At 66.7% G+C, this 7,284-nt stretch carries 9 protein-coding genes; 8 read left to right on the forward strand and 1 reads right to left on the reverse strand.

All coding sequences use genetic code 11. From position 1 onward, the window contains the following. The first annotated feature begins 90 nt into the window (after positions 1–90). From ACFYTS_RS33325 to ACFYTS_RS33340, 4 genes are all read left to right on the forward strand, one after another. On the forward strand, positions 91–1,590 hold the full coding sequence (locus ACFYTS_RS33325) for a YncE family protein (protein WP_387309306.1): 1,500 nt from the start codon (positions 91–93) through the stop codon (positions 1,588–1,590). 27 nt (positions 1,591–1,617) lie between these two features. Then, positions 1,618–1,827 carry a hypothetical protein gene (locus ACFYTS_RS33330; RefSeq protein ID WP_387309307.1) on the forward strand — a complete coding sequence of 70 codons (210 nt, stop codon included), beginning with the start codon at positions 1,618–1,620 and terminating at the stop codon, positions 1,825–1,827. A 4-nt stretch (positions 1,828–1,831) separates the two neighbouring features. After that, positions 1,832–1,993: a hypothetical protein gene (locus ACFYTS_RS33335; protein ID WP_387309308.1), complete on the forward strand. Its 162-nt coding sequence runs from the start codon at positions 1,832–1,834 to the stop codon at positions 1,991–1,993. A gap of 87 nt (positions 1,994–2,080) precedes the next feature. Beyond that, the gene (locus ACFYTS_RS33340; RefSeq protein ID WP_387309309.1) at positions 2,081–2,899 is read left to right on the forward strand and encodes an SDR family NAD(P)-dependent oxidoreductase; all 819 of its coding nucleotides are present in this window, start codon (positions 2,081–2,083) and stop codon (positions 2,897–2,899) included. 9 nt (positions 2,900–2,908) lie between these two features. Here the strand turns inward: ACFYTS_RS33340 and dtd are convergent, their stop codons facing one another. Beyond that, positions 2,909–3,352 carry a D-aminoacyl-tRNA deacylase gene (dtd, locus tag ACFYTS_RS33345; protein ID WP_387309310.1) on the reverse strand — a complete coding sequence of 148 codons (444 nt, stop codon included), beginning with the start codon at positions 3,350–3,352 and terminating at the stop codon, positions 2,909–2,911. Between the two features lie 114 nt (positions 3,353–3,466). On the opposite strand from dtd, the gene ACFYTS_RS33350 reads away from it, so the two are divergent. The 4 genes from ACFYTS_RS33350 to ACFYTS_RS33365 all read left to right on the forward strand — a co-directional run bounded on the left by ACFYTS_RS33350 (position 3,467) and on the right by ACFYTS_RS33365 (position 7,264). Then, complete coding sequence (locus ACFYTS_RS33350) at positions 3,467–5,551, forward strand: hypothetical protein (protein WP_387309311.1); 2,085 nt, start codon at positions 3,467–3,469, stop codon at positions 5,549–5,551. Beyond that, the gene (locus ACFYTS_RS33355) at positions 5,548–6,342 is read left to right on the forward strand and encodes an ESX secretion-associated protein EspG (RefSeq protein ID WP_387309312.1); all 795 of its coding nucleotides are present in this window, start codon (positions 5,548–5,550) and stop codon (positions 6,340–6,342) included. Before ACFYTS_RS33350 ends, ACFYTS_RS33355 begins: the two co-directional genes overlap by 4 nt. A 112-nt stretch (positions 6,343–6,454) precedes the next feature. After that, the gene (locus ACFYTS_RS33360; protein WP_387309313.1) at positions 6,455–6,769 is read left to right on the forward strand and encodes a hypothetical protein; all 315 of its coding nucleotides are present in this window, start codon (positions 6,455–6,457) and stop codon (positions 6,767–6,769) included. Between the two features lie 6 nt (positions 6,770–6,775). Continuing rightward, positions 6,776–7,264, forward strand: coding sequence for a YbaB/EbfC family nucleoid-associated protein (locus tag ACFYTS_RS33365; protein WP_387309314.1), 489 nt, complete (start codon positions 6,776–6,778; stop codon positions 7,262–7,264). Positions 7,265–7,284 lie beyond the last annotated feature (20 nt).

The raw sequence follows: 7,284 nt of genomic DNA on the forward strand, positions 1-7,284 counted from the left end.
TTCCGCACCCGCCTCGGCCCCGCCGAGGCGGGTGCGGTCGTTTGCGCGGGTTACGATCGAGGTCGCAGTGGTCCAGGGGAGGGGATTGTCTTGACGGGTATCGGTGTGTCCGGCCTGGCCGCCGGAATCGCTCCGGCCCCGGCGGGTTCGCGGATCGCGGTGATCGACTTCGGTTCGGCCGCGTTGACCGTCGCGCTGCTGACAGTGTCGGCGGATGGCTCGACACGGGTGATCGACTCTCGCGACCTCCCACCGGTTTCCGCCGCGGATCTCACGGAGTCGGGCCTGCCGCCGGTGGTGAGTGCCGCGGTCGATGTCCTGCGCGGCGCCGGTATCACCTCGCCGGACGACATCCATGCGCTGTATCTGGCGGGGGCCGCCGCGCACAATCCATTGGTACAGCAGGCATTTCGGCCCCTGTGTGCGGACCAGCGCGTGAAACAGACGGTGCCGCAGCCGGTTCCGTTCGCGGGTCCCGCACCGGCGAGCCCGGTGGGTCGGCGGAACTCGAGTTCGAATCTCTCACTGATCATTTTCGCGGTCCTGGTGGTCATCGTCGTAGCCGTCGGAGTCGTGGTCGCCATGGGTGGTGGCCGGCGTGCCGCGCCGGACTACCCCGCGGTCTCGGTGGGGCGTGAGGCAGGGGCCAAGCAGGGGGTGGTCGACAGCGCGGCCGGACGGCTGTACGTGGCGGACGATATGGCCAAGTCCGTAGCGGTGGTCGATACCGCGAATCGCACCGTGGTCAGCACGATTTCCTTCCAGGACGAGATCGTGGGGATCGCGCTCGATCCGGAGCTGCACCGGCTGTACGTGGAGTCGCAGGGTGATCGGGGTCATGCGGATTCCACGATTCGGGCGGTGCTGTGGGTGGTGGACACCACGACGAACGGCGTGGTCGCCACGATCGAGACCGGTGCGGAAGGGCGGGGTGTGGCGGTCGATCCGGGCACCCACCGGGTGTACGTCACGAATGAGCGGTTTCTCGGGTACCAGCTGGACCCGAAGACGGTGAACATCAATGCGGCAGCGACACTTTCGGTGATCGATCCGCGGTCCGCGGCCGTGGTCGCGTCGTTCGAGTTCGGGACGTCCGCCGGGGAGGTGGTGATCGACCCGGCTACCCGGGTCGCCTATGTCGCGGGGTCGCGCTACGACCAGGTGCGAGGGAGCGAAAACGGCGTCATCGTGGTCGACTTGGCATCGAATCAGGTTGCGGGACAGATCACCGTCCCAGATGCCGGTCTGCTCCGGATCGCCGCGGATCTCACCGCGAATACTCTCGTCCTGGTCGGCAGTGACGCGATCCGTCTCGCCGATACCGTGACTCGGACCGTCGACGCCACGCTCCGGGTGGTGGGCGCATCCGGTTCGATCGGCGTGGATCCCGTGAGGCACGTCGCGTATGTCGCCGACAACGGTCGGGACGGCTACCAGTTGCTGATCGTCGAACTCGCGGAACGTCGCCTGAGCGACGCCTCGATCGAGACGGGTATGAAGTCGCTCGTAGGTTCGGCCGTCGATCCGCGATCGCGAGCCGTCTACGCGTTCGTGGCCGGCACGGTCATGTTCGTCCCACCCCCGCAGTGATCCGGCTGGCGCGACAAGCTTTCGGCGGTGCAGAAGTCGACCCACTCGGTGAAGGATCTGCGTGACGCCGCCCGCAACTTCCGCGGCGACGACCAGTCGGGTGTCCGCGCGGACGGCAAGAAGTTGTCAGGGTTCACCGGGTCGGGTTTCCACTGGGTCAAGGACGAGGAACTCGACGCCGCTACCGTCTCGATTCGAGCTGTCTGCCAAGCGAATTCCTTCAAGTCCGGGAAGTGACGCCATGAACCGCGATATCCGCAGCCTGGTCCCGGCCGCCTTCACCCTGCTGCTCGGTGTGCTGGCCCTGGTGCTGACCACCAGCTGGGTCTGGCCCGGCGTGATCCTGGTGCTGGGCGCCATCGGTCTGATCGCCGCCCTGGTGACCCCGGCCCGCGAATCCTGAGCTACCGGCCGCCTCGGACCTGCCGCTCGCTGATTCCCTTGGGCGTGGCACCCCGAGGTCGGGTCCAGGCCCTGGTTCTATGAGGCAATGGCCGACAAGGTTGTTCTCATCACCGGGACTTCCACCGGTATCGGGCTGGCGGTCGCCGCCGCGGCGGTCCGGGCCGGGTACAAGACCGTCGCGACCCTGCGCAACCTGGACAAAGCCGGGCCGGTCCGGGACACCGAGGCTGACGTCCGGCAGTTGGATGTCACCGACTCGGCCTCCATCGCCGACTGCCTGGCGGGCGTGGTCGCCGACTACGGCCGTCTCGACGCCGTGGTCAACAATGCCGGGATCTCGGTGCTGGGCACCGTCGAGCACCTGCCGATGGAGGACATCCGACGGTCCATGGAGGTCAACTACTTCGGCGTGGTCGAGGTGACCAAGGCCGCCATGCCGCACCTGCGCGCGTCGAAGGGCCGTCTGGTGACGGTGACGAGCGTCGGCGGCGCGGTCGGCCAGCCGTTCAACGAGGCCTACTGCGCGGCGAAGTTCGCGGTCGAAGGCTTCATGCAGAGCCTCGAGCCGGTGGCCGCCACGGTCGGCGTCGGCGTGAGCGTCATCGAACCCGGGGCTGTGACAACGGAATTCGTCACCAACGCCCGCATCGACATCCCCGCCGCGATCGACGCCGCCGGCCCCTACGCCCCCGCACTGCAGGCTTACATCAACCGCACCCGCGGCGCGTACAGCACCGCCCAAACCGCCGCCCAGGTCGCAGACGTCGTCATGTCGGCCCTCACCGCCTATCCGGTCGTCTTCCGCTGGCAAACCTCGGACTACGCCCGCTCCTTCGTAGCCGACAGCCTCTCGGACCTCGACGGCTCCATCGTCGCGGGCCTGACCTCCAAGTGGGTCCGCTGATCGCGGATTTCAGCCCTCCAGCAGGAGGGTGACCGGCCCGTCGTTGACGAGTTCGACGTGCATGTGCGCGCCGAAACGACCGGTGGCGACGGTGGCGCCGAGTTCGCGCAGCGCCGCGGCGAAAACCTGCACGAGCGGTTCGGCGACCGCGCCGGGCGCGGCCTGATTCCAGGACGGCCGCCGGCCCTTGGTGGTGTCGGCGTAGAGGGTGAACTGGCTGATGACCAGCACCGGGGCGCCCAGATCGGCCGCGGAACGCTCGCCGTCGAGGATCCGCAGCCGGAAGAGCTTGTCCGCCAGCGCCTTCGCCGTGGCCTCGGTATCGGTGTGCGTCACCCCCACCAGCGCCACGAGTCCGTGCGGCGCACCGTGCGCGGCGGGATCGATCCGCCCGACCACCTCGCCGTCCACCGTCACCTGCGCCGCGCTCGCTCGTTGCACCAGTATCCGCACGGCAACCATCTTGGCAGACCGACCGTGAATTTCATTGCGCGCCATGGCGAGTTCACGAACGTAGGCTGTGCTGGAACCTTCAGCGGGCAGAGGCGGAGTGGACAGTAGTTAACGATGGCACCTGACAACAGTGAGAAGTACAAGGGCAAGGACCACACGGCTTTTCCGAGCCTGTGGGAGAAGGCTGGTACCGGCAAGCTGGAGTTCGAGCCGGGCGCGGCCGAGAAGGGCGCGAAAGCCGCGGCGAAGCTGATCGAAGAGCTGCTGTACTACCAGGGGATCATCGACGGCAATCTCAAATACGTCGGCAATATCGGCAATCTCGACTCGGGGCGCAAGCTGGCCGCGGCCCTCGGGAAGATGGGCGAGCACTACTCGGACGCGATGACCACCCACGTCGCGATCCTGCGGGACATGATCGAGACGTTCAACGCCGCGGGCCGGGCCTATGTCAATACCGATCACCTGTCGGCGGAAGTGTTGGGCCGCCTGAACACCAAAGCGCCGGACGGTCCCGCCAAGGACCAGTCGAAAGACGTGCGCATCGACATTCCCCACAAGTCATCGCCCTACGCGGGTACGAACTCCGCCGAGGACAACTACCCGGACAAGCTGAAGAACTGGGTCCAGGACAAGGGCAAGGCCAAGGATCCCGTCTCGGTTTCCGCGGAGCCCAAGGACCACATGCAATGGGGAATGCTGTACTCGCTCGGCACCTCGTTGTCCCCGGACCCGTACAACAACGCGTATGAGCTGTACAAGCTGTTGAAGTCGCGCGTCGAGACCTCGCTCAACAACTACAAGACCGAAGTGCAGGCTCTGCAGAGCGAGTGGTTCAGCGACGGCGCCGTGGAAGCGCAGAATGCTGTGCAGCGCTATTACGAGGACTTCCAGCCCCTGATCGACACTCTCGACTACTCGGCCCAAGTCATGAGGTATGTCAGCCGCTGGATGCTGTGGACCAAACACGTGATGCCGACGAGCCCGACGCCTCCGGATCCGGATCGCGCGGTCGGCGATCAGAGTCTCGAGCACAAGCGCGACCTTTACGAGCAGCACTACGGTAAAGGCCTCGATCAGACCGCCGGTGCACTGCCCGGCGTGCCGTCGCCGCGAACGGTTGCGGGGCCCTGGCCGGTCGTCAACCCGCCGGTGGACAAACCGGGGGATAAGCCAGGAGACAAGCCGGGCGATAAGCCTGGGGACAAGCCCGGCGATAAACCGGGCGATAAGCCTGGGGACAAGCCCGGAGATAAGCCTGGGGATAAGCCGGGCGATCGCCAGGGTGGTGGCAATCAGGGTGGTGGCAATCAGGGCGGCGGCAATCAAGGCGGCGGCAACCAGGGTGGTGGCAACCACGGTGGTGGCGGCAACCAGGGCGGCGGGAACGGCAACCACGACAAGAAGAACGACCAGCACAACAAGAACGACAAGAACGGCAACAACCAGCAGAAGCCGAACCAGCAGAAGCCGAACCAGCAGAAGCCGAACCAGCAGAACCCGAACGGGTCCAACCCCAACGGCTCCAATCCCAACGGTTCGAACCCGAACGGTTCCGGTGGCAATGGCGGCAACCCCAACACGAATACGCCGCAGGGCACTTCGCCGAACGGCTCGGGCAACTCCGACATGTCGCAGCTGACCAGTGCGCTGACCCAGCTGGCTTCGGGCATGACCACGGGTATGTCGGCGCTCTCGCAGCAGTTGCCGCAATTGCTCCAGCAGTTGCAGGCCGCCGTGCACTCGAGCGACATGTCCACGCTGGCGAATCTGCTGGGCGTGCCGGAGGACAGGGTGACCTCGGCGTTCGCGGCGATCGAGAAGGACCCGGCGAAGCTGTCGCAGCTGTCGCACCTGCTCGGCCTGACCCCGGACACGCCTGCCGCGCCCGCCGCCCCCGCGGCCGGGTTGCCCGGCGACACCGCTCGGATGGGTAGCGCCGCCGCGTCCCCGATGGTGGGTCACGCGATGGCGGATCCGTTCGGAGGTCTGACGAATCTGTTCGGCCCGCGGGCCGGTGTCGACACCGGTTTCGTGATGCCGGAGGCCGGTGTGGCGGCAGGGTCCGCCGAGGGCGCGGTGGCCGCGTCCGCGTCCGTCGCCGGCACCGACCCGGTACGCGAGGTGGTGGACTTCTTCCGCGAGATCGCGCATCCGGCCGCGCCGGCCGCTGAGGGGTCCGCGGTGGTCGAGCCATGACCTGGCAGTTCACCGACCTCGAGTTCAAGGTGCTGTGCAATCGGTATCGGGAGGGTTCGACGCCCGCGCCGTTCGTGTACACCTGCCGGACAAGTGATGCCGACGAATATCGCCGGCAGCTGTGGGCAGCGGAGGACGAGCTCGATCAACGACTCGACTCGACGTTCCGGCCTGTGTTCGAAGCGGTCGCCCACCCCGAGGTGATCGTGGTGGTTTACGGCTGGAAGGACGCGGACCGAGACAACCCGGAGGCGTATGTGCGGGTGCACGGGGTCCGCCGTGGTCGCCGCGCCTGTGTGCTCGTGCAGCAGCCCGGTGAGTCGCTCGAGCACAGCACCGGCGTCACGCTGATCGAGTGCGAGCCGGAGGAGTTGGCGCAACTGTTGGTGGCGCAGCTTCCGGAGGTGCCGGGCGGACGGTCGCCCGCGATTCCGATCGTGGACGAGCCGGTGGTCGTGGATCCCTATGAGGCGCCGCGTGCTTCGGCCTTCGACAGTTTCGAGGAATCCGTCGAGACGCCCGGTCTGCGGTTTCTGTCCACCCCGACCGATCAGGCCGGGCGGATGCAAATCCTGCAGGCGCGGTCGAAGTACGGTCCGCGAGGCGTCGCGATGACGCGGCTGGAGTGGCGGGATCTGCCCGGCGACGGCCGCTATGTGATCGATCACGACCAGGAGTCGAAGTCCGCGATCGGTATGGACGGCCGAAAGCTCGCGGGTTACATCGATATCAGCATCGCGCGGATTCTCGAGCATATGGAATCCCGTGGTGAACAGGACGAATTCGTGTGATTCGGGATGGGGGCGCGGCGGTTCCGCATTGCCGCGCCCCCGCTGGAATCGGCACTCGCCGTTCAGCTTCCGGCTACTACCCGGTTGCCAACGCCTGACAGGGTTTCCTCCCATGAGCGGTCGGCTGGAAGCTTACGAGGATCTGTTGACCAAGGCGGCTGGTAAGACGGACAAGGTGCGCGACGGCATCGAAAAAGTCGTGAGCACACTGGCTTCCGCGGCCGACGGGCGGGGAACGCCCTGGGGGAACGACACGCTCGGCGGCAACTTCGCCAATGGTGAGCAGGGGTACCTCGCCAGCCGCAAGAACATCATCGAGGGTGCGGACAATATGGCCGGCACCTTCGGCAACTTCTCGGACGGCCAGCTGAAGGCCGCCGCCGAGCTGAAGAAGATGGATCACGGCAACGGCGACGGGTTCGAGTGACCGATCATGGTGAATGAGCGGGCCAAGGCCGACTTCTCGGATATTCTCGACGACTTCCGCGATCAGATGCGCACCATCACCCAGTTGCAGCAGCAGCGGGCGGCGATCACCGCGTCCGCGAGCGTGCGCGGCAAGCGGGTGACGGTCACCGTCAATGCCGACGGCACGGTGATCGAGACCAAATTCGCTTCGGACATCGACGATCTCGACTATCAGGAGATCGCCAAGGCGGTGACCGAGGCGGCGCAGCAGGCGTCCGCGGAGGTGGCGCGGCGTAGCCGGGAGATCATGGCCCCGGTGTCGCAGAACCGCAATCGGCTGCCCAGGCTGTCCGAGCTGGTGCCGGACATGCCGGATCTGTCCGAGGCGCTGCGGATTCCGGAACCGCCGGTGGTGTCGACCGCGCCGCCCAAGGCGCCGGAACGTCGTGCCGCGGACCCGGATTCGGATGATGTGCGGCGAAATCGTGGTGGGGCCACCGATTCCGGATGGTGACACCGCTTGCACCGGTGGGT

It is taken from the genome of Nocardia sp. NPDC004151 (genome assembly GCF_042874235.1).
GTDB lineage: Bacteria > Actinomycetota > Actinomycetes > Mycobacteriales > Mycobacteriaceae > Nocardia.

Bases quoted from the DNA above. Each gene is read 5' to 3' on its own strand.
- ACFYTS_RS33350 (WP_387309311.1), top strand. From the start codon at position 3,467: ATGGCACCTGACAACAGTGAGAAGTACAAGGGCAAGGACCACACGGCT.
- ACFYTS_RS33360 (WP_387309313.1), top strand. From the start codon at position 6,455: ATGAGCGGTCGGCTGGAAGCTTACGAGGATCTGTTGACCAAGGCGGCT.
- ACFYTS_RS33355 (WP_387309312.1), top strand. From the start codon at position 5,548: ATGACCTGGCAGTTCACCGACCTCGAGTTCAAGGTGCTGTGCAATCGG.
- ACFYTS_RS33335 (WP_387309308.1), top strand. From the start codon at position 1,832: ATGAACCGCGATATCCGCAGCCTGGTCCCGGCCGCCTTCACCCTGCTG.
- ACFYTS_RS33340 (WP_387309309.1), top strand. From the start codon at position 2,081: ATGGCCGACAAGGTTGTTCTCATCACCGGGACTTCCACCGGTATCGGG.
- ACFYTS_RS33365 (WP_387309314.1), top strand. From the start codon at position 6,776: ATGGTGAATGAGCGGGCCAAGGCCGACTTCTCGGATATTCTCGACGAC.